18 protein-coding genes and 1 pseudogene are annotated in these 23,371 nt (G+C 63.7%); 10 read left to right on the top strand and 9 right to left on the bottom strand.

Annotated elements, in window-relative coordinates; all coding sequences use genetic code 11:
• Nucleotides 1-136: 136 nt before the first annotated feature.
• The 3 genes from KDH83_RS18570 to KDH83_RS18560 all read right to left on the bottom strand — a co-directional run bounded on the left by KDH83_RS18570 (nt 137) and on the right by KDH83_RS18560 (nt 2,128).
• On the bottom strand, nt 137-553 hold the full coding sequence (locus KDH83_RS18570) for a GNAT family N-acetyltransferase (RefSeq protein WP_212318524.1): 417 nt from the start codon (nt 551-553) through the stop codon (nt 137-139).
• A 73-nt stretch (nt 554-626) separates the two neighbouring features.
• Nucleotides 627-1,013 carry a DCC1-like thiol-disulfide oxidoreductase family protein gene (locus tag KDH83_RS18565; protein WP_212318521.1) on the bottom strand — a complete coding sequence of 129 codons (387 nt, stop codon included), beginning with the start codon at nt 1,011-1,013 and terminating at the stop codon, nt 627-629.
• 155 nt (nt 1,014-1,168) lie between these two features.
• On the bottom strand, nt 1,169-2,128 hold the full coding sequence (locus tag KDH83_RS18560) for a helix-turn-helix domain-containing protein (protein WP_212318519.1): 960 nt from the start codon (nt 2,126-2,128) through the stop codon (nt 1,169-1,171).
• A gap of 113 nt (nt 2,129-2,241) precedes the next feature.
• Between KDH83_RS18560 and KDH83_RS18555 the strand changes: the two genes are divergently transcribed.
• A complete protein-coding gene (locus tag KDH83_RS18555; RefSeq protein ID WP_212318530.1) occupies nt 2,242-2,847 on the top strand; it encodes a LysE family translocator in 606 nt (201 codons plus the stop codon).
• Between the two features lie 4 nt (nt 2,848-2,851).
• On the opposite strand, the gene KDH83_RS18550 is transcribed toward KDH83_RS18555, so the two are convergent.
• Complete coding sequence (locus tag KDH83_RS18550; RefSeq protein ID WP_212318516.1) at nt 2,852-3,463, bottom strand: DUF2239 family protein; 612 nt, start codon at nt 3,461-3,463, stop codon at nt 2,852-2,854.
• Between the two features lie 344 nt (nt 3,464-3,807).
• Complete coding sequence (locus KDH83_RS18545; protein ID WP_212318514.1) at nt 3,808-4,965, bottom strand: porin; 1,158 nt, start codon at nt 4,963-4,965, stop codon at nt 3,808-3,810.
• Nucleotides 4,966-5,354: 389 nt separating this feature from the next.
• Between KDH83_RS18545 and guaB the strand changes: the two genes are divergently transcribed.
• The 6 genes from guaB (at nt 5,355) to KDH83_RS18515 (ending at nt 16,922) form a co-directional block, all read left to right on the top strand.
• On the top strand, nt 5,355-6,815 hold the full coding sequence (gene guaB, locus KDH83_RS18540) for an IMP dehydrogenase (RefSeq protein WP_103274872.1): 1,461 nt from the start codon (nt 5,355-5,357) through the stop codon (nt 6,813-6,815).
• Nucleotides 6,816-6,917: 102 nt separating this feature from the next.
• Nucleotides 6,918-8,510: a glutamine-hydrolyzing GMP synthase gene (gene guaA, locus KDH83_RS18535; protein WP_103274871.1), complete on the top strand. Its 1,593-nt coding sequence runs from the start codon at nt 6,918-6,920 to the stop codon at nt 8,508-8,510.
• Nucleotides 8,511-8,605: 95 nt separating this feature from the next.
• Complete coding sequence (locus KDH83_RS18530; protein ID WP_212318511.1) at nt 8,606-11,134, top strand: class I SAM-dependent DNA methyltransferase; 2,529 nt, start codon at nt 8,606-8,608, stop codon at nt 11,132-11,134.
• A gap of 5 nt (nt 11,135-11,139) precedes the next feature.
• A complete protein-coding gene (locus KDH83_RS18525; protein WP_212318510.1) occupies nt 11,140-13,038 on the top strand; it encodes a restriction endonuclease subunit S in 1,899 nt (632 codons plus the stop codon).
• Between the two features lie 30 nt (nt 13,039-13,068).
• Nucleotides 13,069-16,206, top strand: a complete 3,138-nt coding sequence (locus tag KDH83_RS18520) for an HsdR family type I site-specific deoxyribonuclease (protein WP_212318508.1) — start codon at nt 13,069-13,071, stop codon at nt 16,204-16,206.
• Entirely contained in the window at nt 16,206-16,922 is a 717-nt protein-coding gene (locus tag KDH83_RS18515) for a SprT family zinc-dependent metalloprotease (protein WP_212318505.1), read from the top strand. The genes KDH83_RS18520 and KDH83_RS18515 overlap by 1 nt, the downstream gene beginning before the upstream one ends.
• On the opposite strand, the pseudogene KDH83_RS32610 reads toward KDH83_RS18515, so the two are convergent.
• Nucleotides 16,828-17,208, bottom strand: a pseudogene (locus KDH83_RS32610) (integrase core domain-containing protein); the annotation flags it as partial. The gene KDH83_RS18515 and the pseudogene KDH83_RS32610 overlap by 95 nt on opposite strands.
• A 6-nt stretch (nt 17,209-17,214) precedes the next feature.
• On the bottom strand, nt 17,215-18,228 hold the full coding sequence (locus KDH83_RS18505; RefSeq protein WP_212318502.1) for an aldo/keto reductase: 1,014 nt from the start codon (nt 18,226-18,228) through the stop codon (nt 17,215-17,217).
• 102 nt (nt 18,229-18,330) lie between these two features.
• On the opposite strand from KDH83_RS18505, the gene KDH83_RS18500 reads away from it, so the two are divergent.
• Nucleotides 18,331-19,212, top strand: coding sequence for a LysR family transcriptional regulator (locus KDH83_RS18500; protein WP_212318500.1), 882 nt, complete (start codon nt 18,331-18,333; stop codon nt 19,210-19,212).
• 178 nt (nt 19,213-19,390) lie between these two features.
• Here the strand turns inward: KDH83_RS18500 and KDH83_RS18495 are convergent, their stop codons facing one another.
• Complete coding sequence (locus tag KDH83_RS18495; protein ID WP_212318497.1) at nt 19,391-19,984, bottom strand: DJ-1/PfpI family protein; 594 nt, start codon at nt 19,982-19,984, stop codon at nt 19,391-19,393.
• Nucleotides 19,985-20,374: 390 nt separating this feature from the next.
• Between KDH83_RS18495 and KDH83_RS18490 the strand changes: the two genes are divergently transcribed.
• Both KDH83_RS18490 and KDH83_RS18485 read left to right on the top strand, forming a co-directional pair.
• Nucleotides 20,375-21,511, top strand: a complete 1,137-nt coding sequence (locus KDH83_RS18490; RefSeq protein WP_249205196.1) for a hypothetical protein — start codon at nt 20,375-20,377, stop codon at nt 21,509-21,511.
• Between the two features lie 60 nt (nt 21,512-21,571).
• Nucleotides 21,572-22,135 carry a hypothetical protein gene (locus KDH83_RS18485; RefSeq protein ID WP_212318495.1) on the top strand — a complete coding sequence of 188 codons (564 nt, stop codon included), beginning with the start codon at nt 21,572-21,574 and terminating at the stop codon, nt 22,133-22,135.
• A 15-nt stretch (nt 22,136-22,150) separates the two neighbouring features.
• Here the strand turns inward: KDH83_RS18485 and KDH83_RS18480 are convergent.
• On the bottom strand, nt 22,151-23,371 hold a 1,221-nt coding region (locus KDH83_RS18480), incomplete at its 5' end, for a TerD family protein (protein WP_212318494.1).

The raw sequence follows: 23,371 nt of genomic DNA, 5'->3' as shown, positions 1-23,371 counted from the left end.
TGACGTCTATGGATGAATTTCGTCAGGCGGACGTACCTACGGGACAGCACACTAGGAGCTGGTCGCCTGTTTGCCGCCGCGATCTTCCTGGCGGCCACGCGGGATGCCGCCAGGCAGGGCAGCGGGGCCGGCCGCGTCAGGGCGCCAGCGTCTTCTTCATCGAAGGCGCAGGATGCCGCACGTAGTTTTCCTTTTCGTAGAAAGGAATGGCGTCGGGCCGCGCGTCCAGGAACACCGCGCTCATCTCGCGAGCACGCGCGTCCGCTTCGGCGTAGGCCATCAGCGCATGTCCCGCGCCGCTGCCTCGCACGGCCGCGTCCACCACCAGATCGTCTACATGCAAGTGCGGGCCGCGCGCCAGCGTATGGACCGGCCGCATGCCCATGACGCCGACCAGCGCGTCGTTCAGGTAGGCGCCGACCAGCTCGTAGCCGCCATGCGCCTGACGGCGGGCGCGGCGCAGGAATTCCGCCTCGTCCAGGTTGCGCAGCTGCGCGATGAGCGGAAAAGCCAGGGCCCATTCGGCGGGCAGCAGTCTTCTGACGGAAATCATCTTGGCGGGTGGGGTTAGGGGGGAGTGAAAGGCTGGCGCGCACCGAGTGGGAATTCAGCGCGCCAGGCGGGAATCAATACTGCATCTTGCCTTTGCCCATCAGCGTCAGCCCCAGGTTGCGGCCGGCGCGCATGAAGGGATACAGCGCCTTGGACAGGCAGGGCTTGCGGAAGATGGCGGCGTTGATCTGGTTGAACAGGTCGTTGCCAGTGCTGAGCAGGGCCAGCCGATTGACGCAATCCGCGCCCCAATAGATCTTGCCGTCCCATTGCAGCAGCATGCCTTCGTTCAGGTCATGGCCCCGCGCGCGGAAATGCGCCGCCAGCTCGGGATGCTCGCGCATGTTCAGCACGTCCAGCGGGCCGATGGTCTTGCGCAGCTGCATCAGTTGCACGTAGTTCGAACAGAAGGGGCAGTCGCCGTCATAGAGCAGCAGGTTGCGGGTGAGGGGATCGGACATGGCAGAGGCCGGCGGGCGTGGCGTTGATGATGCCCATAGCGTAGCAGGCGGGCGCTGTTGAAGCACGCGCGCGCTGGGGTGCGGCGCGTGGCGAGGCTCATGCTGCCTTTGGCCTCCGGCGCTGGCGTCCGGCGTATGGCGTCAGGCGTCAGGTCTCAGCCGGCACCGCGCAGGTCGCGCACGCCGCGTCCCAGCTTGCGACGCAACAGCGTGCGCAGCGTCACGCCGTCGGCGTAGCCCACGTCGGCGGCGATCTGCTCCAGCGTGCGACTGCTGGTCTTGAGCAGGTGCGCCGCGCGCTCCACGCGCAGGTCCTGGAAGTACGCCAAGGGGCTTTTGCCCAGCGTGTCGCGCAGCCGGCGCGCCAGCGTGCGCTTGCTGGTGTGCAGCGCCAGCGCGGCCTCATCCAGCGAGAACCCTTGCGACAGGCGGGCGCGCGCCCAGCGCTCGAAGGCCTCGACCATGGGCTCGGCGTGGGCCAGGTGGTCGGGGATGGCGTAGGCCGATTGCGCGGGGCGCGGGTCCACGATGAGATAGCGCGCGACCAGCCCCGCCAGCTCGGGGCTGGCCTGGCGCACCAGCCACAGGGCCATGTCGACATGGCTGAGCGCCGCGCCCGCCGTGAGCAGGGCGCCCGAGCGCACCAGCATGCGGTCGTCTTCCAGCCGCACATCCGGATAGCGCTGGCGGAACAGCGGCGCCAGCCACCAGGTGGTGGTGGCGCGCTGGCCGCTCAGCAGACCGGATTCGGCGAGCACGAAGGTGCCGATGCAGGCCGCCGCGATCTGGCCGCCGTTGTCCGCAACCTCGCGCAGCAGCGCGCTGGCGTCGCGCACATCGGATCGGGCCAGCGCGGGCAGCAGCGTTTCCGGCATCTTGCAGCCAGGCGCGGGCACCACGGTCCAGTCCGCGTTGGTGTCCGCGCGTCCCGCCAGCGGCAAGGCCATGCCCTGCGCCGTGCGCACGCGCGCCCGCATGCCGGTCAGGCGGACATCGAAGGGCGTGATGGCGGCGGACAGCATGGGCGCCAGTTCGTTGGCCGTGGTGAATACGTCCAGCAGCGCGGACAGGCCGATATCGAACACGCCGTCGAGCGCGAGCACCTGGATTTTCATTGGCAGGATTGATATCAAAAATGTCAATTTTGCCAATGGTAGCGAAGCCTGGGCGCCGCCACAATCCTCGCATCGTGCCCACCCATTGGAGATTCATGGACATGTCCAGCCTGCTGTATCCCCTGACCCTTGAAAGCCTGGCCGCGCTGGCGGGCTTTGCCGTTGTCACCTCGATATCGCCTGGTCCCAGCAACCTGATGTTGCTGGCCTCGGGCGCGAACTTCGGTTTCGGCCGGACCCTGCCGCAGGTGCTGGGCATCACCGTCGGCTTCACCTCGCTGCTGCTGGGCGTGGGGCTGGGGTTGGGCGCGCTATTCCTGGCGTGGCCGGCGCTGGCGCAGGCGCTGAAGTTCGCCGGCGCGGCCTATCTGTTGTATCTGGCCTGGCGCATCGCGCAATCGCGCTCTATGGGTGCGGGGCCGGCGGCCGCGGCGCGGCCCTTGCGCTTCGGCGAGTCGCTGCTGTTCCAGTGGATCAACCCGAAGGCCTGGATGGTGGCGCTGGCGGCGGTGGCGGTCTACATGGACGCCGCCGCGCCCCTGCGCGCGCTGGCCTGGATGTGCGCGGTATTCGCGCTGGTGAACGTGCCCAGCGTGTCGGTATGGGCCTTGTTCGGCATGTCGCTGCGCGGCTTCCTGGCCAATCCCGCGCGGCTGCGCCGGTTCAATATCGGCATGGGGGTCGCGCTGGCGCTGACCTTGTGGCCGATGCTGCGGTAGCTGGTCAAGCGCCGGCGTTATCCGCCTCCCAGGCCAGCCGCAAGGCATAGTTGCGCACGTCCTCGGGCCAGGACGCGACCTGTTCCGCGTAGCGCTTGCGGTCGTCGGCGTACAGCGCGCGCGTGGCCTCCTCGAATCCGGGCAGGTTGCCGGCCAGGCTGCACATGAAGAGATAGGCGGCTTCCTGCCGCTCGCGCTTGCGGTCGCGGACTTCGTTGTCGCGGCGCGCCTGTTCGACCAGCTTGCGCAGCGCCACCGACGCGCCGCCGGGCTGCGCGGCCAGCCAGTCCCAATGGCGCGGCAGCAGCGTCACTTCGCGCGGCACCACGCCCAGCTTGGGGCGACCACGGCCGCGCGGAGCTTCGGGTGCCGCGTCGTCGCTGGCGGACGCAACGGCCGGTTCCGGCGCGGGCGCGTGGCGCGCGGCGACTTCCTCGTCGGTGCCGCTCAGGTTCAGGTCGACCTGGTGGCCGGTCCTGTCGTTGAAGATCAGCACGGGGGCGGACGGAGAGGGCGGCGGGGCGTGCTTGACGGCGAGTGCTACGTCGGCCAAGACACCCGAAGCGAGCACGCGGTGGCCGGTGAAAGCGGTGTGGAGATCGGTCGAGTGGGCCATGGATGGGAGTCCGGAGAAAGAGGATGCATGTCTGAGTGCGAATTATGTTCCGGGTAAAAACGCCTGTCAATATTGTCCGGGTGAAAATAAATGAGCAAGCTGGTCGACGGCAACCGACTCATCGTCGTGGATCAGGCTGGGCGGTGGCTTTATGAGTCCGCTGCCAGCGCCGGAAAGCTGGGCAGCGGTGCGATCTTGCTGAATTAAGCAAGGAACACGTGGGGGTTCGACGCAAAAAAAGCCACCCGAGAGGTGGCTTTTCCTATTGCATTCGACCCGCAGGCAACTGTGGGTCTCCGAGTGGAGACCGTCCATCCGCTCGCGGGGCGAGGCCCCGCACGGAATCAGAAGCGGTGACGCAGGCCCACGCCGATCGCCGTGGCCTTCACGCCGTCGTTGAACGCGTAGTTCTTGCCGTACGAACCGTAGGCGTACAGATTGGTGCGCTTGGACAGGTCGTAGGTGTAGCCCAGCGAGAAGATGTTCATCGTGGCGTCATCCTCGGTCAGCTTGTCGTTGGCCGACACGTGCTGCCAGGAGGTGAACACGCTGGACGCGCCGCCGATCGGGGCCGACAGGCCGACCATGTAGGAGTTGGCTTTGAAGTCCTTGGTCGCGGCGTTGGAGCCAAAGCCCAGGTCGGTGACCTTGCGATCGCGGACCATTTCCCCGCTGGCGCCAGTGGGGTTGGAAATGGCGAACCAGCCGTTGGTGGTGCGCGCATAGGCCAGGGCCAGCTTGACCACTTCGAAGTCGTACGAACCGCCAATCATGAACGAGCGCGGGGTGACCTGGCCGGCGTTCTTGGCTTCCGCGTTCGACGGGTTCAACTGGTCGTAGGTCAGCGCGACGTTCAGCGGGCCGTTGACGTAGCGCACGCCGGTCGTCAGGGCGCGGAGGTTGTCCGCCGTGCGGAAGTTCACGCGGCCGCGGGCCAGGCTTTCGTCGTTGGCGCTGAACGAGTAGCCGACGCCGAATTGCAGGCCGCTGAACGACGGGGTCTGGTACATGACCATGTTGTCATAGCGCTGCATATTGGCCGCGCTCATGCCGACGCCCATGCTGGCCATGCCGTAGTTGGTGCCAAACGGATCGATCGATTCGAAGTACTTCGACGCGATATTGGTCTGGCGGCCGAAGTCCAGGCGGCCCCAGCTGTCGCTGGCCAGGCCGATCGTGGACTGGCGATCGAAGAGGCGCGAGCCCTGGCCGGCCACGCCGGCGCCTTGCTTGCCGTTGCCGGAGTTGAAGGCCGACTCCAGTTGGAAGACGGCGCGCAGGCCGTCGCCCAGGTCTTCCGAGCCGCGCAGGCCCCAACGCGAACCGTTCTGCATGCCGTTGATCATGCCGACCCGGCTGCCGTTGTAGCCGTCGGCGGCGCCGCTGATCTTGTTGTAGCCGAGTCCGGTGTCGATCACGCCGTACAGGGTGACGGACGTTTCCGCCTGGGCAGCGCCGGCGAAGCCAGCGAACAGGGCGGCGGCGATCAGAGTTTTTTTCATGTTTTGGGGAGAGATTCCGTGGGTTTGAGCCGCTGGAGCGGCTGCCGGATCGTGTCGTGTGCAACCGGGCCTTTCGACTCCGCGCACGCAAGATATCAGCGTTTTTGCGACTGCTGCGATGTGAAGGATCAGATGCGTCAAAAAATAGGGAGCAGATGAATTTCTGTTGGAGAAAGGCAACGAGCGCGTCCCTAAATAAACACGCCCCGACCAGCCTGACAGGTCTGGCGTGCGCCGACGGGCGATGACCACGAAGCCGTCAACCGGGAAGGGCGCTTTTGCGGCCGCTAAGTGCTTGATTCATAAAGTCCCCCAAAATTTTCCTAGGGAGAACACCTAGAAAAATTGCCTGCGCGGCGTATAATCTTGCTTTGCGCCCGGAGTTACCCATGCGTCTCGTACAAAAAGCGCTCACCTTCGACGATGTGTTGCTGGTGCCTGCGTATTCCGAGGTCCTGCCTCGCGACACTTCCCTGGCCACGCGCCTGTCTCGCAACATCACCCTGAACATCCCGCTTGTGTCCGCCGCCATGGACACCGTGACGGAGTCGCGCCTGGCCATCGCCATGGCGCAAGAGGGTGGCATCGGGATCATCCACAAGAACCTGTCCGCCGACGCCCAGGCCCGTGAAGTGGCCCGCGTCAAGCGTCACGAGTTCGGCATCGTGATCGATCCGGTCACCGTCACCCCGCTGATGAAGGTGCGCGACGCCATCGCGCTGCAGCGCCAGCACGGCATCTCCGGCCTGCCGGTGGTCGAAGGCGGCAAGCTGGTCGGCATCGTCACCAACCGCGACCTGCGCTTCGAAGAGAACCTCGACCAGCCGCTGCGCAACATCATGACCCCGCAGGATCGCCTGGTCACGATGAAGGAAGGCGCCACGCTGGACGAAGCCCAGGCCCTGATGCACAAGCATCGCCTGGAGCGCGTGCTGATCGTCAACGACGGTTTCGAGCTGCGCGGCTTGGCCACGGTCAAGGACATCGTCAAGAACACCGAGCACCCGGTCGCCAACAAGGACGCCCTGGGCCAGCTGCGCGTGGGCGCGGCGGTGGGCGTGGGCGCCGGCACCGAAGAGCGCGTCGAGAAGCTGGTCGCCGCGGGCGTCGACGTGCTGATCGTCGACACCGCGCATGGTCACTCCCGTGGCGTGCTGGAAGGCGTGCGCTGGGTCAAGCAGAATTTCCCCAAGGTTGAAGTCATCGGCGGCAACATCGCCACCGCCGCCGCCGCGCGCGCGCTGGTCGAGTACGGCGCTGACGGCGTCAAGGTCGGCATCGGCCCCGGCTCCATCTGCACCACCCGCATCGTCGCGGGCGTGGGCGTGCCGCAGATCACCGCGATCTCCGACGTGGCCAAGGCGCTGGAAGGCACGGGCGTGCCGCTCATCGCCGACGGCGGCATCCGCTACTCGGGCGACGTGGCCAAGGCCATCGCCGCCGGCGCCTCCGCCTGCATGATGGGCGGCATGTTCGCCGGCACGGAAGAGTCCCCCGGCGAAGTCGTGCTGTTCCAGGGCCGTTCGTACAAGTCGTACCGCGGCATGGGCAGCCTGGGCGCCATGACGGAAGGCTCGGCCGACCGATACTTCCAGGACCCGGCCAACAACGCCGACAAGCTGGTCCCCGAAGGCATCGAAGGCCGCGTCCCCTACAAGGGCAGCGTGCTGGCCATCATTTACCAGCTGGTCGGCGGCATCCGCGCCTCGATGGGCTACTGCGGCTGCGCCACCATCGACGACATGCGCACCAAGACCGAATTCGTGGAGATCACCTCCGCGGGCGTGCGCGAGTCGCACGTGCACGACGTGCAGATCACCAAGGAAGCGCCCAACTACCGCGCCGACTGATCCGCACAGTCAACTACAATGTCAGGCATCGCGCACCGGCAGAATCGCAAAATCAGTCAGCGGTTCTGCCGGTGCGGTTTTATTTCCAATAGGTAGAGTCTCATGCACCAGCGCATCCTCATCCTGGACTACGGTTCGCAAGTCACCCAACTGATCGCCCGTCGCGTCCGCGAAGCTGGCGTCTATTCCGAAGTCCACCCGGGCGACGTCGACGACGCCTTCGTGCGCGAACAGCTGGCCCAGGGCCTGAAGGGCATCATCCTGTCCGGCAGCCACGCCTCGGCCTACGAAGAAGGCTCCATGCGCGTGCCGCACGCCGTGTTCGAGCTGGGCGTGCCGGTGCTGGGCATCTGCTACGGCATGCAGTCCATGGCGCAGCAGCTGGGCGGTGTCGTCAGCTTCTCCGACCACCGTGAATTCGGCTACGCCGAAGTCCGCGCGCACGGCCACACCAAGCTGCTCGACGGCCTGGCCGACTTCACGACGGACGAAGGCCACGGCATGCTCAAGGTCTGGATGAGCCACGGCGACAAGGTCACCGCGCTGCCGCCGGGCTTCAAGCTGATGGCGTCCACGCCGTCCTGCCCGATCGCCGGCATGGCCGACGAAGACCGCAAGTTCTACGCCGTGCAGTTCCACCCCGAAGTCACGCACACCGTGCAGGGCAAGGCCATGCTGTCGCGCTTCGTCAACGAGATCTGCGGCTGCCAGGGCGACTGGAACATGCCCGACTACGTGGCTGAAGCCGTGGCCCGCATCCGCGAGCAGGTCGGCGACGACGAAGTCATCCTGGGCCTGTCCGGCGGCGTGGATTCCTCGGTGGCCGCGGCCCTGATCCACAAGGCCATCGGCGACAAGCTCACCTGCGTCTTCGTCGACCACGGCCTGCTGCGCCTGGACGAAGGCAAGCAGGTCATGCAGACCTTCGCCGAGAACATGGGCGTCAAGATCATCCACATCGACGCGACTGCCCAGTTCATGGGCAAGCTGTCTGGCGTGGCCGATCCCGAAGCCAAGCGCAAGATCATCGGCCGCGAATTCGTGGAAGTGTTCCAGGACCAGGCCGGCAAGCAGAAGAGCGCCAAGTGGCTGGCCCAGGGCACCATTTACCCCGACGTCATCGAATCGGCCGGCGCCAAGACCGGCAAGGCCACTTCGATCAAGTCGCACCACAACGTCGGCGGCCTGCCCGACACGCTGAACCTGAAGCTGCTGGAGCCGCTGCGCGAACTGTTCAAGGACGAAGTCCGCGAACTGGGCGTGGCCCTGGGCCTGCCGCCGCAGATGGTCTACCGCCACCCGTTCCCCGGCCCCGGCCTGGGCGTGCGGATCCTGGGCGAGGTCAAGCACGAGTACGCCGAACTGCTGCGTCGCGCCGATGCGATCTTCATCGAAGAGCTGCGCAATACCAAGGACGAGGCCAGCGGCCTGACCTGGTACGAGCTGACGTCGCAGGCGTTCGCCGTGTTCCTGCCGGTGAAGTCGGTGGGGGTGATGGGCGATGGTCGGACGTATGAGTATGTCGTCGCGCTGCGCGCGGTGCAGACGTTTGACTTCATGACGGCCGACTGGGCGCCGCTGCCGCATCCGCTGCTGGCTCGGGTTTCTTCGCGGATTATCAATGAGGTTCGCGGAATTAACCGGGTGGTGTATGACGTGTCGAGCAAGCCGCCTGCGACGATTGAGTGGGAGTAATCCCGCTGTCAAAGATAGCCGCAGTCCTCAGCGGCTATTTTTCTGTACATTCACTGGCTTTGTCCGTCTTACGCTGAACGCCACTCGCGAAATCAATGGCTCTCAAGAAATCAGAACTCTATTCTTCGCTCTGGCATAGTTGCGACGCGCTGCGTGGCGGCATGGACGCCAGCCAGTACAAGGACTATGTGCTGGTGCTGCTGTTCATTAAGTATGTCAGCGACAAGTATGCCGGCAAGCCTTACCAACCGCTTAGTATCCCGCCAGGCGCCAGCTTCGCCGACATGGTGGCGCTGAAGAGCAAGAGCGATATCGGCGACCAGATCAACAAGAAGATCATCGCTCCGTTGGTGGCGGCCAACGCGCAGCTGTCGCTGTCCGACTTTCCGGACTTCAACGACGCCGCCAAGCTCGGCACCGGCAAGGAGATGGTGGACCGGCTGACCGACCTGGTGGCGATCTTCGAGAACAAGGCGCTCGATTTCTCGAAGAACCGGGCCGATGGCGACGATATCCTAGGTGACGCCTACGAGTACCTGATGCAGCACTTCGCCACTGAAAGTGGCAAGAGCAAGGGGCAGTTCTATACGCCGGCCGAGGTGAGCCGCGTCATCGCGGCGGTGTTGGGCATCGCCACAGCGCCGACCACGCATCAGACCACCGTGTACGACCCGACCTGTGGCTCGGGTTCACTGTTGCTGAAGGTGGCTGACGCGGCGCCGACCAAGGTGGCGCTGTACGGTCAGGAGAAAGATGCAGCCACGAGCGGCCTGGCGCGCATGAACATGATCCTGCACGACCAGCCCACGGCCGAGATTAAGCAGGGCAACACGCTGGCCGACCCCAAGTTCCGCGATGGCAAGACGGGCAACGAAAGCCTTAAGGTCTTCGATTACGTGGTCGCGAATCCGCCGTTTTCCGATAAGCGCTGGAGCACCGGGATCGACCCGCTGCGCGACCCCTGGCAGCGCTTCGAAGGCTTCGGCATGCCGCCGGCCAAGCAGGGTGACTACGCCTATCTGCTGCACATTGTGCGCTCGCTCAAGAGCACCGGCCGCGCGGCCTGCATCCTGCCGCACGGCGTGCTGTTCCGCGGCAATGCCGAAGCCGACATCCGGCGTGCGCTTATTCGCAAGGGCTACCTCGAAGCCATCATCGGCCTGCCGGCCAACTTGTTCTACGGCACAGGCATCCCGGCCTGCATTGTCGTCGTCGACAAGTCGCGCGCGGCCGAGCGTGTGGCCGCCGGCACTGGCATCTTCATGGTCGATGCCAGTCAAACCTTCATAAAGGACGGCCCCAAGAACCGGCTGCGCGAGCGCGACATCCACCGCATCATCGACACCTTCCAACGCCGGCAGGACGTGCCGCGCTATGCACGGCAGGTGAGCCTGCGCGACATCGAGAAGAACGAGCATAATCTCAACCTGCCGCGTTACATCGACAGCAAGTTGCCCGAAGACCGGCATGACATCGAAGGCCACCTGCGGGGCGGTATCCCCGAAGTCGACGTCACGGCGGCCGACAGTCTGGTCAGCCACTACTGGGCAGTGTGCCCGCAGCTCGAGCGCGCGCTGTTCCGGCCTAACCGCCCCGGTTACGTCGATCTGGCTGTCGACATGGCGGCGATCACGTCCACCATTCAGGGCCATCCCGAGTTCGCCGGCTTCATCGCGCGCATGAGCGCGCATTTTGCCACGTGGGGTGACGCGCAGGCCCAGGCGCTGAAAGCGCTGCGTCCCAACACGCCCGAAACCCAGCCCCGGCGCGTGATTGACGAACTCTCCGAAGGCCTGCTCGCCCACTATCTCGGCCAGCCGCTTATTGACGCCTATGCCGTCTACCAGCACCTGATGGACTACTGGGCTCAGGCCATGCAGGACGATTGCTACGCAATCGCTGCCGACGGCTGGAAGGCGCAGACCTACCGGGTGATCGAGACTGACAAGAAAGGTAAGCCCAGGGACAAGGGCTGGGCCTGCGACCTAGTGCCCAAGCCCCTGATCGTGGCGCGCTACTTCGCGAAGGAGCAGGCCGCGCTGCTGGTGTTGCAGACCGAGCTGGAAGGCGTGATCGCAAGGCTTGCCGAGCTGCAGGAGGAGCACGGTGGGGAGGACGGAGCCTTCGCGGGGTTCGACAAGATCAATGTCGCGGCGGTGAAGGACCGGCTTCGCGAGATCGAAGGCGAGGTGAAGGCCGAGATCAAGGCAGCCAAAGGCGGTAAGTCAGGAGAGGCGCTGGCGGCTGCCGGCGGCGATGTCGAAGAACCAGTCGCCGAAGAGCTGCGTATCCTGCTCGACTGGCTGAAGCTCGCGGCCGAAGAATCGGCGTTGAAGAAGCGCATGAAGGAGGCCGATGCGGCGCTGGATGCAGCGGCGTATGCGAAGTACCCGGAGCTCACCGAGACCGAAGTGCAGATGCTGGTGGTGGACGATAAATGGCTCGCTACGCTGGATGCGGCGCTACACAGCGAGATGGACAGGCTGAGCCAGCAGTTGACGGTGCGAGTGAAGGAACTGGCGGAGCGCTACGAGGCGCCGTTGCCACAGCTGAACGAGCGCGTGGTGGAGCTGGAAGCACGGGTGAGGCGGCATCTGGAGAGAATGGGGTTCGCATGGAGGTGAGAGAATTGCGTGCCACCTACAACCTGGACAGCTCAGAGTTTCAGGTGACAGATATAGGAATCATTCCTCACGAATGGCACGTCGCCTCCATCGGCGAGTTGGCTGAGACGTCTTCGGGTACAACGCCGCCGCGCTCGGCGTACGACCGCTATTACAAGGGCGGAACCATTGCATGGGTTAAGACGCTGGATCTGAACAACAGCGACATTCGGTCTACTGAAGAGAGAGTGACACCCGAAGCGTTGGCGGAAACCAGCCTTCGAGTCTATCCATCTGGAACGGTGCTCGTCGCGATGTACGGCGGTCTGAATCAAATTGGTCGTACCGGTCGTCTTAGTCTTCCCGCAGCGGTCAATCAAGCGCTTACAGCCATCCGTCCACGCAACGGCAGTGTCGACTCGCGTTATTTGCTTCGAGTGCTAAATCACCGCGCCGACCACTGGCGCTCCGTGGCCAGTAGTAGTCGAAAGGATCCAAACATCACGAGCAAAGATGTGCGAGACTTTGTGCTGGCCATTCCACGGATCGAAGAACAACGAGCCATCGCCGAAGCGCTCGCTGATGCGGATGCCCTGATCGAATCCCTGGAGCTGCTGCTGGCCAAGAAGTGCCAGATCAAACAAGGCTCCATGCAGGAACTGCTCACCGGCAAGAAGCGCTTGCCGGGGTTCAGTGGTAAGTGGGAATCAAAGGTGCTGGGCCAATCCGCAATCCTGAAGGCAAGAATCGGGTGGCAAGGGTTGACGACCAAGGAGTATCTGTCGGTAGGTGACTTCTATTTGGTCACGGGAACCGAGCTTCGAGGTGGAGCAATTGATTGGGATGAATGCAGTCATGTCGAAGCCACGCGGTATAAGCAAGATCCGAATATTCAGTTGACGATCGATGATGTCTTGGTGACGAAGGATGGGACTATCGGCAAGGTAGGAATCGTTACCTCGCTGCCCAAACCAGCTACGCTTAATAGTGGCATCTTTGTTGTCCGGCCATTGGGTAAGGCCTTTCATCCCGGTTTTTTCTACTATTTGCTTTGCTCCAGTATTTTCATCGAATTCCTTGATCAGTTGGCGGCAGGATCGACGATTAGTCATTTGTACCAGAAGGACTTTGTTGGTTTCAGTTTTCAGCTTCCTCCAACGGAGGACGAACAGAAGGCAATCGCGTCAGTCTTAGCAGACATGGACTCAGACATTGCTCTAGTCGAGAAGCGTCTTTGGAAGGCGTGCGGCGTAAAGCAAGGCATGATGCAAGCGCTGCTCACCGGCCGTATTCGTCTGGTCAAACCTGCCTCGAACATCATTCCGTTGCCCACCAAGCCAATAGCCAATATGCCATCCGGCCAACCCGCGCACAACTGGCAGATCAACGAAGCTGTTGTGATCGGCATGCTGGCCAAACATTTCGGCAGTGAGCAGTTTCCCCTGCCGCGCAAGCGCCGCGTGAAGCTGACCTACCTGCTGCACCGCCATGCCGACGGCCGGGCCGAGGGCTATTTGAAGAAGGCCGCCGGTCCATATGATCCGAACACCAAGTACAAGGGCCCGGAGCAGATCGCGTTGAAGAATGGCTATGTGCGGGCGCTGCGCAATGAGAAGTACGAAGGTTTCGTCGCTGGCGACAAGATCGAGCAGGCGCAGTGCTACTTCGAGCAGTGGTATGGCGCGGCAACGCTGGAATGGCTGGAGCGATTCCACTATCGCAAGACCGACGAACTGGAACTGCTAGCGACCGTCGATATGGCGATGGTGGACTTGACGGCTAATAGCGAGCCGGCCGACGTGCACGGCGTTAAACGCGTCATCGCCGCGCATCCGGAATGGTTGCCCAAACTGTCGCGCGAGCTGTTCTCCGACGAGCGCATCGCCACTGCTATCACCGAGTGCCAGACGCTGTTCGCTAGCTGACCGTCTTACAACCCCAGGAGGAGTCGCCCCATGTCCTCGATAGGACAACCCGAACGCGCCACTCAGGACCGTGTACTCGCGCTGTTCCGCGACGAACTCGATTGGCGCTATCTGGGCGACTGGTCGGACCGCGAGTGTAACGCCAACATCGAAGAGAGCCTTCTCACCTCTTGGCTTGCCAAGCGGGGCGTCACGCCCACGCAGATCAGTGCTGCACTGCTGCGTTTGCGCAGTGAGGCCGGAAATCACCATCGCACGCTCTATGCGAACAATCAGGCCGTGTACGGCATGCTGCGTTACGGCGTGCAGGTGCTGCTCGCCGCGGGCACCAAGACGCAGACCGTCGAGCTGATCGATTGGCAGCATCCGGAGGCCAACGACTTCGCCATCGCAGAGGAAGTAACACTGAAAGGCGACCGCACGCGGCGGCCCGACCTGGTGCTGTACGTCAACGGCATCGCCATCGGCGTGATCGAGTTGAAGAACAGCAGGGTGTCGGTGGGCGACGGCATCCGCCAGTGCCTGTCGAACCAGCAGCCAATGTTCCACGAGGCCTTCTTCAGCACGGTGCAGTTTGTCTTTGCCGGCAACGATTCCGAAGGGTTGCGCTACGGCACGATCGGTACGCCCGAGAAGATGTTCCTGAAATGGAAAGAAGACGAGGCCGACGACAGCCGCTTCAAGCTCGACAAGTACCTGCTGAAGATGTGCGACAAGGCGCGGCTGATCGAGCTGATGCACGACTTCGTGCTGTTTGACGGCGGCGTCAAGAAGCTGCCACGCGTGCACCAGTACTTTGGCATTCAGGCGGCCCGAGCGCATGTGGCGCAGCGCAAGGGTGGCATCCTGTGGCACACGCAGGGCAGCGGCAAGAGCATCGTGATGGTGCTGCTGGCGCGCTGGATTCTGGAGAGCCGGCCGCAGGCGCGCGTGGTGATCGTTACCGACCGCGACGAGCTGGACAAGCAGATCCAGCGCGTGTTCACTGATGCAGGCGAGAAGCTGCGCCGCAGCCGCAGCGGCCGCGACCTGATGATGCAGCTGGCGCAGCCCGCGCCACGGCTGCTGTGCTCGCTTGTGCACAAGTTTGGCGTGGAGACGCGTGGCCGCGATAAGAAGGAGTTCGAGGCCTTTCTGGAAGAGCTCCAGACGCAGCCGGCGACGGCCGTGGGCGAGCTGTTCGTGTTCGTCGATGAATGCCACCGCACGCAAAGCGGCCGGCTGCACCGAGTGATGAAGGCATTGCTGCCCGAGGCTGTATTTATCGGCTTCACCGGGACGCCGCTGCTCAAGGCAGACAAGCAGTCCAGCCTGGAGGTGTTCGGGGACTACATCCACACCTACAAATTCGGCGAGGCGGTGGAAGACGAGGTAGTGCTGGACCTGGTGTACGAGGCCCGCGACATCGATCAGCGGCTGGGCTCGCCGGCGAAGATCGACGCCTGGTTCGAGGCCAAGACGCGCGGTCTGAATGCCTGGCAGAGGCAGGAGCTGAAAGCCAAGTGGGGCACCATGCAGCAGGTACTGAGCTCGCGCTCGCGCATGGAGCGCGTGGTGGCCGACATCGTGTTCGACTTCAGCGTGAAGCCGCGGTTGTCGACCGAGCGGGGCAACGCTATCCTGGTCGCCTCGAGCATCTTTGAAGCCTGCAAGTACTTCGCGCTGCTGCAAAAAACGCCGTTCAAAGGCCGGTGCGCCACCGTCACCTCGTACAACCCGCAGGCCAAGGACGTGACGACCGAGGAGGTCGGCGCCAATACCGAGAGCGACAAGCAGTTCATCTTCAATACGTACACAGAGCTGCTCAAGGGCGTGCAAGCCAAACCGGGCATGAGCCCTACCGAGACCTACGAGGAATGGGCGAAGGCGCTGTTTGCCAGCGAGCCGGCGAATATGAAGCTGCTGGTGGTGGTGGACAAACTGCTTACGGGCTTCGACGCGCCGCCGTGCACCTACCTGTACATCGACAAATCGATGCAGGACCATGGCCTGTTTCAGGCCATCTGCCGCACCAATCGCCTGGACGGTGATGACAAGGATTTCGGCTACATCGTCGACTACAAGGACCTGTTCAAGAAGGTGGAGAAAGCGATTGCCGTCTACACCTCGGAGCTGGACCACAGCACGGGCGGCGCCGACTCTGACGTGCTGATGCAGAACCGGTTGGAGATCGGCCGCAAGCGTCTAGACGATGCGCTAGAGGCGCTGGCGCTGCTGTGCGAGCCGGTGGTGGTTCCCCGTGGTGAGCTGGAGCACATCCGCTACTTTTGCGGCAACACCGAGATCGTCAGCGATCTGGCCGCCCGCGAACCGCAGCGTGTGATGCTCTACAAGGGCGTGGTCGCGCTGTTGCGCGCTTGGGCCAACGTGGCCGACGAATTGGCGGCGGCTGGCTACGCCGAGGCTGACGGTGCACGCCTGCGGGGGTTGCTTGACTACTATGTAAAGCTGCGTGAGATCGTGCGCAAGGCCAGCGGCGAGACGCTGGACCTGAAGCCCTACGAGGCCGACATGCGGCACCTGATCGACACCTACATTGAGGCCGACGAGCCACGGCAGATCTCGCCGTTCGAGGGAGTCAGCCTGCTGGACTTGATCGTCAAGACGGGCATTGCCGATGCCATCGCCGCGAAGCTCGGTGAGCTCAAAGGCAACCGCGATGCGATCGCCGAGACGATCGAGAATAACGTGCGCAGCAAGATCGTCAAGGAGCACTTGAACGATCCGGCGTTCTACGAGCGCATGTCGGCGCTGCTGGACGGTATCATTAAGCTGCGCAAGGAGAAGGCGGAAGAGTACGAACAGTACTTGCTGCGCATTGCGCGACTGGTGAAGGATGTGGAAGCGGGCCGCGCAGAGGATGCGCCGATCGAGTTGACCACGCCAGGGCGCCGCGCGCTTTATAACAACCTGCTGCCTTGGCTTGAGGCGCGACCGGCAAGCCACGTTGCCGAGCCGACGCTGCTCTACGGTGACGTAGACGTCCGGAGTCCAGCGCTTGCGTTGGCGCTACTCATCGACAAGACCGTCAAGGCGATAAGGCCGGACAGTTGGCGAGGCAATCCGGCGAAAGAGAACATCATCAAGGCAGCGCTGTATGAGTTGCTGCAAGATGCGGAGCAGGTGGAGCGCATCTTCTTGATCCTCAAGGCCCGAGGCGAGTACTAATGCTGGCTCGCATCGCGCTTGGGGGCATCGAGGCGGAGGTGATCTTCAAGGACATCCGCAACGTCCATCTGACGGTATTGCCGCCGAATGGACGTGTGCGCATTTCCGCCCCGACGCATATGGCGCTCGACACGGTTCGTGTGTTCGCCCTGTCCAAGCTGGCCTGGATCAAGAGCCAGCGCCAGAGCATGGCTGAGCAGGAGCGCGAGCCATCACGCGAGTACATGGAGCGCGAGAGTCACTACGTCTGGGGCCGCCGCTACTTGCTCAAGCTGGTGGAGACCGATGGTGCACCGACGGTGACGCTCCGACACCGTACTCTGGTGTTGGCTGTAAAACAAGGTGCTGGCCTGGCGGTGCGGGAGGCCGTGCTTTCGCGCTGGTATCGTGATCAGGTGCGCGAGCGCGCCAGTTTATTGGTTGAGAGGTGGTGCCGTACTCTTGGACTGGATGCGCCGCGCCTTCACGTCCAGCATATGAAGACGAAATGGGGGAGCTGTTCGCCGACTAGGCGCTCGATCCGCCTCAATACCGAACTGGCCAAGAAGCCTCCGGGCTGCTTGGAGTACATCGTCATCCATGAACTAGTCCATTTGCTGGAACCCACCCACAACGAGCACTTCAAGGCGCTGATGCGGACGTTTCTACCGGAGTGGGAGGATCGCCGGCGTGAATTGAATGCCTTGCCGGTCCGACATGAGGCTTGGGGCTACTGAACCGCGCCGGGTATCGCAGCGGCTGTCGTAAAACGGCCTGGTCGGCGGTTCTGCCGAGTTGGTTGTAGTAGTTTGCCTCAGCCTCGGCGGGCGGAATATAACCGATTGGTGAATGCAGGCGCTTATGGTTGAACCAGGTGACCCAGTCCAGGGTGGCCAGCTTGACGGATTTCCGGTTTTTCCAGGGCAGACGACGGTGGATCAGTTCGGCTTTGTACAGACCGTTGATTGTCTCGGCTAAGGCATTGTCGTGGCTGTCACCACGACTGCGGACCGAGGGTTCGATCGCCACTCACGAAGCTGCCGCCTCCGGCACATTAGTACCCATGCCCTCAGGCAGCAAGGGCGCGATCTCCGCCAGCTCATCCGCACTCAACCGCAATTGCGCCGCACCCAGCAGCCCATCGACCTGCTCCGGCCGTCGCGCGCCGACGATGGCGCCGGTCACGGCGGGTTGCCGCAGCACCCAGGCGATGGCCACCGCCGCCGGCGTCAGCCCGTGGCGCTGCCCGATGCGGCGCAAGGCTTCGACCAGGGCGAGGTTCTTGGTCAGGCGGGGCTCCTGGAAGTCCGGACTGCGGGTCTTGCGCCAGTCGTCGTCCGGCAGGCCGGCGATGCGTTCGCGCGTCATCGCGCCGGTCAACAGGCCCGATTGCAGTGTGGAATAGGCAATGACGCCGATGCCGGCCTGCTCGCAGAACGGCAGGATGTCGGCCTCGACCTCGCGCATCAGCGCCGAGTAGGGCGGCTGTAGCGAGGCGATCTCCGTCACCGCCTGGGCGCGCCTGAGTTGGGCCACGTCAAAGTTCGAGACACCGATGGCGCGGATCTTTCCCTGTTGGCGCGCCCTGTCCAGCACCGAGAGCGCAGCCTCGATGCCTTCGTCCGGGCCGCCAGGGGGGAAGGCCGGCCAGTGGATCTGGTACAGGTCGATGCGCTCGACCTGGAGGCGGCGCAGGCTGGCGTCGATCTCCCGCGCCAGCGAGTCCGGCGCCAGGCAGTGCGAGATCTGCCGAGTCGCGTGATCCCAGACCAGACTGCCCTTGGTGAACACCAGCGGACGGCGCGAGGCCGGCACGCGGCGCAGGAGCTGGCCGACGATTTCCTCGGCATGGCCCAGGCCATAGACGGCGGCGGTGTCGATCCAGTTCACGCCGCGCTCCACCGCGTATTCCAGTGCGGCCAGGCTCTGGGCGTCGTCCTGCGCGCCCCAGCCAAATTCCCAGCCTGGTCCGGCGATGGCCCAGGTGCCCAGCCCGATGGGCGAAATCGTGAAGTCGGCGTTGCCGAGTCGTTGCTGCTGCATGGTCAAACCTTGTGGTCATTGAGAAAGCGTCAGTGTCGCGCCGGGGATAGGAATTGATAAGCCGCGTTATGCTTGATTAACTACTGAATCAAATTCATCAATATGACGCCTGACCTGCATGAACTGGATGCCTTCGCGGCAGTGGCGCGGCATCGCAGCTTCCGCAAGGCGGCGGCTGAGCGCGGCGTGTCCGCTTCGGCCTTGAGCCACGCCATGCGCGGTCTGGAAGAGCGGCTGGGCGTGCGCCTTCTACACCGCACCACGCGCAGCGTGACACCGACCGAGGCGGGCCAGCGTTTACTGGATCGACTCGATCCCGCCTTGCGGGAAGTCGCTGACGCGCTGGAGGACATGACCGCCTTGCAGGCCGAGCCAACCGGCACGCTGCGCCTGAATGTGCCGCGCCCGGCGGCGCGGCTGGTGCTGGCGCCGATGCTGGCGGGATTCGTGGCGAAGTATCCGCGTGCGCAGGTGGATGTCGTGACCGATGATGGCCTGGCCGACATCGTTGGAGATGGCTTCGATGCGGGTATCCGCTACGGCGAGAGCCTGGCCGGGGGCATGGTGGCTGTGCCTGTCGGGCCGCCGCAGCGTTTCGCATGCGTGGCCGCGCCGTCCTATCTCGCCTTGCGCGGCAGGCCACGGACGCCGCGCGAGCTGCCCGGTCATGCCTGCATTGGTCGCCGTTTTCCCAGCGGCCACCGCTACGCCTGGGAGTTCCAGGTGAAGGGCGAACCGCTGGCCATCGAGGTCAACGGCCCTCTGGTGTTCGATGACGACGTGCCGATGATCCAGGCCGCGTGCGACGGGGCAGGCGTGGCCTACGTCTATGAGGCCATGGTCCGCGAGGATCTGGCCGCGGGCCGGCTGGTGGCGATGCTGGCGGACTACGTTGCGCCGCCGGGCCGGTTCTTTCTCTACTACTCCGGGCGGCGGCACCTGCCCGCGGCGCTGCGGGCCTTGGTGGATTTCATTCGGGCGTGAGGGGCCGGTCAGTTGGCGTCAACGTCTATGCGTCGAATGCCTGGCCTATTCTCTCGCCAGGACGCTCCCGGTTCGCTGCAATTCTCGTTGGCACGCTCAAGACGGCAGGCAAGATTCATCGGCAAAACAAGCGCCGCTGGCGATACCGCTCCACGAAGCGTGCCTGCAGCGCAATGGGCTACTTGCTCACTGAGGGGTAGCTTCCATGCTCAGCAGCCAGCATGGTTCTAAACTGCCTGGTTGTCGTTTCTTCCATTCCGGCCGCGCGGAAAACCTCAGCGGCAAAGCTCACTGGAGCAGTGCCAGGGGCCGTAATGACACGGGAGTCCGATATCGCGCAGGCGCTGGGCACGAAGCAATGTCCGCCGGCATAGTCTTTGACGTTTCGCTCCAAGAATCCGAGATCGTTCGAGGTATGAGCTCTGTCGTTCAGGAGACCGGCGCGTGCGAGCGCCAACGTCCCGCCACAAATACCCGCAAGCGTTGCGCCACGATCGTGATGTTCCTTGAGCAGCCAGCTGATATCCGGCGCATTTTCAGTTTCCCAAATGGTTCCGCCGATGACCGCCAGAACATCAGGATGCCATTCGGTCAGTTCCGCGATGCTTCTTGATACCTCGACGACCAAGCCTCCCTGCGAGCGAAACTTCCCCTGCGCAGATGCAAAAAAATCCACCTCCAGCCCATAGAAGGGGCCGCCGGTGCCTGCAATCAATGCATATTCCCAGTCAGCAAAGCCGGGGGCGAGTATGAGCGCAATCCTGTTGGTCATTGATTTTTCCTTTTTTGTTCATTTCAAATCTTGATTTGAAGCACTTAGTTTGCAGCCCCTGATTTAGACGCTGCTGTTGCTCCGAACCAAGATCTCGCTGACACGTCCGCCATGATATAGGGAGTGGGTTGGCGTCTGTCTGGGACTATCGCCATCCGTCGAAACGATGTTGTGGCGTATTGATGGCACCGGGGCGCAACACTGTGCCGGGCCTCGTGGTTCTTTCGAATCCATCGATATTGAAGCACCCTCAAGCCGGTGCAACTGCGGGCTTTCTTCAGCCTTTTTTCGCATTGATATACTCCCCCGACCGCGCTATTTCCTCGGCTGTACCACACGCGGACAGTCATCGCGCAACCGCTGAAAGCACCCCAAACAGGAGATCCCCCGATGCGCTTGAAGGCCCTCGCACTGTGTTTGATGACTGGATTCACGACCCTGGCCCAGGCCCAGGACAGCACGCAAACCTTGCAGCAAGCCTTGAAGCAGGTTCCGGAACAGGTGCTGACCGTCCCGGAAGCCATGCAGCTGTACTTCATTGATGTGCAGGCGTGGCGCGCGCTGGAGCCGTCCGGCTCGACGCCTGACGGCATGCGCCGGCTGGCCCTGGCGCAATGGATCCGTCCGCTGCAATCCGTCGGCTATGGCCTGGACCAATGGTCGACGAACGCCAAGATCCCGTTCGACACGCTTTCGTATTTCGCCGCGTTCGGTCAGGCGCCGGGCGATGTCACCTACTGGGGGCTCAAGGACAAGCAATCGGCGGCAAAGCTGGCGGCCAGCCTGAAGCAGGCCGATTTCACCGAAGTCGGTGGCGGTGTGCCGGGCTTGATCGCCAATGGCGAGGCCAACAAGATGGACATGACGAAGGCCAGCGGCCGCGATCCGTGGAGAGGGGACATGGGCAAGGCGAGCTTTGTCCTGCCTCTGGACACGGCGCTGGTCCAGGCGTCGGCGCCAAGCGGCATGGCGGCCCTGGCCAAGCCCGCGCCGTCCGTGGCGGACAGCGGCATCGTTGCCGCCGCGCTGAACGGCTTGAAGGTAGCCGTGCCCGCGGGCGGCGGCCGTATCGTGCAGGCGGCAATCATCTCGCCAGTTCTGGGGCTTGCGGCGGTCGATCCGGTGAAGGTGTTGTCTTCCGCGCCGGGAGACACGGACTCCGCCGCGCGGAAGCTCAAGGCCCTGGCTGAATCGAGCGGACGCGGCATTCCGCCATACTTCGCCGGCATCATCGCGGACGCGCAGGTCAACAATGCGCCCTCGGTCGTGATGTCGCTGTCCTATGCGGATTGCGCCATCGCCAAGCAGGCGGTGGAGGGCATCGGCGCCGCATGGAAGCAGGACATGGCGGGCGTGGTGACTGCCGAGGTGTCCGGACGCGCTGTTCCGTCGGACAAGCTGTGCGCGGCGGTCGTCAGCGTGACGGGCGCCAAGGCGGAGAATGCGGGGAATCCGATTTTTTCCCAGGTGATGAATCGCTACATGCAGCGCGATTTTTCGGTATTGCAGATTGGCGCCTCGCGTTAATCGCGGGCGTGAGTTTTCGATCGCATCGTTTCTTCGAATCCACAGCTGAGGAGATGGGATATGGGCACGTCGGAGATTCCGAAGAAGTTCTGGCTTGAACGATGGCTCGGACCCTACTGGGTCACTCTGGCGTTGTCCCCTCCTATCGGCGCATTGCTGGTCTGGGCGGCTTTCTACGGCACCGTGAGCTGTTGCTCGACAGTGCGGCCTGGCCAGGCCTGGATGGTGTTGGCTGTCGGCGCGGTGTTGGGATGGGGCAGCGCCATTCTGGTCGCGCCCTATACCGCCGAAGATGAGAGAAATTTCAACCGCGTGGCGAGGTTGTTTGCCGCGTTTGCGGGCGGCTTCTCGCTGGCAAAAGTCAGTGAATGGCTATTCGCCGTGAAGTTGGAACACCTGACGGAGCCGCGGCTCATGCTGCTCGGCCTGGGTGTCGTGTCATTCGCTGTCTTTGCGATCCTTACCTATACCTTTCGGGTCTATGGCATTCCCTTCGAGCCGGATGGCGGGCCAGCGGGATCGTGCGCGCCGCCCAACACGGCGCCTGCGCTGTTGCCGCAATCCGGTTACTCGCGCGGGACGGTTAAGGGCGATCAGCCATCGGCTGCAAGAGAGCTGAATTGACTGGGTATGCCCGCGTCAAAGAAACCGTGACCGAATCACGTCCACATCGAACGGCGTAATCCCCTGGTGAGGCGCAAATACTGTCTCGGCCTGCTGCGGCGTCTCCATCCGTTCTCCCCGCGCCCGCGCGTGCAGGTCAAACAACGTCTCCAGATCCGGCCGAGGCGTATGCACCAATGCCCGCAGCATCAGGGACACCCCGCTCAGATTGTTCCGCACATTGTTCCAGCGAGGCGTGGACGTCAGTCCCAGGTCGGCCCAGATCACGCGCCGTTCATGCAGGTCCATCACGAAGGGCAGGCAGATCTGCGTGTCCGACGCGATGTCGATCCGGTCGACCACCGTGCGTGGCTCGTACACTTCGCCCGAGGCCAAATCGGCGCGGGCCATCCAGCCGGCGAAGCACTCGGGCAGGTCGCAATACGGTTGCTGAGTGTAGGAGTTGATGGACGTGACGACGTAGCGGATGCCTTTCTCGACGAGGGCGTCGATGTCAAGGTCGATGAACTCCGAGGCGCCTTGCGGGGCGTCGACGATGTCGCCGCTGTGGTAGCCGCCGAAGCCCTTCAGGTTGTAGTACGCGACCGTCTGCATGAACACGAAATTGGCGTCGAAGAAGGCGGCGGACAGGTCGATGTCCGTGCGCGCGCGGCCGTTCTTCCACCACAGGAACAGGCGGATGAAGCGCGTGTCCGGCAGCGGCAGGCGACTGCCGCGCACCAGCGTGCGCAATGACTTCGATGCGGCGCGCTGCGCCAGCGGCACGATGTAGTCGCGCAGCGCGGGGTCGACGAAGCTGCGGCCCAGCGGCGGCAGCGAGGCGAAGCGCTTGATGAGCGCGTCCTGGCAGATCCGGGCGGCGCGCGCCAGCACTTCGGGCGCCAGCGGCTCGCGGCGATCCTGGATGCCGTAGACCTTGGCCAGTGCGCCCTTGGGCGTGAAGGCCCGCAAGGGCAGGGGGCGGGGCGCCCGGGCCTGGGCCAGCACCTGCAGCAGGATCGGCGTGGACGCTTGCGCCGCCACCGTTTCGAATGCGTCCAGCACGGCGTCCGGTTCGGTCGAGCGGCGCAAGGTCACGTCCAGCCTGCGCGCGAATTCGCCGGGACGCTGCTGCAGCAGGGGCGTGAGCGCGGCGATGTGCCGTTGGGCCAGCAGCGTCTCGACGCGCGACCCGAACGAGGCCGGCGCGTCGTTGCGCCGCGCCGCCGTGATGGCCGCCAGGGGGGGCGGGGATTT

Origin of the sequence: Achromobacter sp. Marseille-Q0513, from assembly GCF_018195695.1 — a bacterium.
In the GTDB taxonomy this organism is placed as follows: domain Bacteria; phylum Pseudomonadota; class Gammaproteobacteria; order Burkholderiales; family Burkholderiaceae_B; genus Achromobacter.
Note: the sequence above shows the minus strand (reverse complement) of the source record. Positions and strands in the feature narration are given on the sequence as shown.

Coding starts and splice junctions, on each gene's coding strand:
- KDH83_RS18570 (WP_212318524.1), bottom strand. CDS start 553: ATGATTTCCGTCAGAAGACTGCTGCCCGCCGAATGGGCCCTGGCTTTT.
- KDH83_RS18565 (WP_212318521.1), bottom strand. CDS start 1,013: ATGTCCGATCCCCTCACCCGCAACCTGCTGCTCTATGACGGCGACTGC.
- KDH83_RS18560 (WP_212318519.1), bottom strand. CDS start 2,128: ATGAAAATCCAGGTGCTCGCGCTCGACGGCGTGTTCGATATCGGCCTG.
- KDH83_RS18550 (WP_212318516.1), bottom strand. CDS start 3,463: ATGGCCCACTCGACCGATCTCCACACCGCTTTCACCGGCCACCGCGTG.
- KDH83_RS18545 (WP_212318514.1), bottom strand. CDS start 4,965: ATGAAAAAAACTCTGATCGCCGCCGCCCTGTTCGCTGGCTTCGCCGGC.
- guaB (WP_103274872.1), top strand. CDS start 5,355: ATGCGTCTCGTACAAAAAGCGCTCACCTTCGACGATGTGTTGCTGGTG.
- guaA (WP_103274871.1), top strand. CDS start 6,918: ATGCACCAGCGCATCCTCATCCTGGACTACGGTTCGCAAGTCACCCAA.
- KDH83_RS18530 (WP_212318511.1), top strand. CDS start 8,606: ATGGCTCTCAAGAAATCAGAACTCTATTCTTCGCTCTGGCATAGTTGC.
- KDH83_RS18520 (WP_212318508.1), top strand. CDS start 13,069: ATGTCCTCGATAGGACAACCCGAACGCGCCACTCAGGACCGTGTACTC.
- KDH83_RS18515 (WP_212318505.1), top strand. CDS start 16,206: ATGCTGGCTCGCATCGCGCTTGGGGGCATCGAGGCGGAGGTGATCTTC.
- KDH83_RS18505 (WP_212318502.1), bottom strand. CDS start 18,228: ATGCAGCAGCAACGACTCGGCAACGCCGACTTCACGATTTCGCCCATC.
- KDH83_RS18500 (WP_212318500.1), top strand. CDS start 18,331: ATGACGCCTGACCTGCATGAACTGGATGCCTTCGCGGCAGTGGCGCGG.
- KDH83_RS18495 (WP_212318497.1), bottom strand. CDS start 19,984: ATGACCAACAGGATTGCGCTCATACTCGCCCCCGGCTTTGCTGACTGG.
- KDH83_RS18490 (WP_249205196.1), top strand. CDS start 20,375: ATGCGCTTGAAGGCCCTCGCACTGTGTTTGATGACTGGATTCACGACC.
- KDH83_RS18485 (WP_212318495.1), top strand. CDS start 21,572: ATGGGCACGTCGGAGATTCCGAAGAAGTTCTGGCTTGAACGATGGCTC.